This window comes from Kitasatospora phosalacinea (assembly GCF_000716545.1).
Taxonomy (GTDB): domain Bacteria; phylum Actinomycetota; class Actinomycetes; order Streptomycetales; family Streptomycetaceae; genus Kitasatospora; species Kitasatospora phosalacinea.
This window is the reverse complement of record NZ_JNWZ01000208.1, coordinates 1-268: the sequence shown is the minus strand read 5'-3', so window position 1 is coordinate 268 and position 268 is coordinate 1. Positions and strand designations below refer to the sequence as shown.

The window sequence follows — 268 nt, the reverse complement described above, 5'->3', positions numbered from 1 at the left end:
CTGCGCGCCGCGTCCGGTGCCGACCAGCAGGGCGGTCGGGGTGGCCAGGCCGAGGGCGCACGGGCAGGCGATGATCAGCACCGCGACGGCCGCGGTGAACGCCTCGGCGGGGCTGTCGGTGGCCAGCAGCCAGCCGACCAGGGTGCCGAGGGCGATCAGGATCACGGCGGGCACGAACACGGCGGAGATCCGGTCGGCCAGGCGCTGGGCGGCGGCCTTGCCGTTCTGGGCGTCCTCCACCAGCTTGGCCATCCGGGCGAGTTGGGTG

General features: G+C 75.4%; 1 pseudogene. It reads right to left on the bottom strand.

What is annotated here, in order from left to right:
- Positions 1-268, bottom strand: a pseudogene (locus tag OO48_RS34175) (P-type ATPase actuator domain-containing protein); the annotation flags it as partial.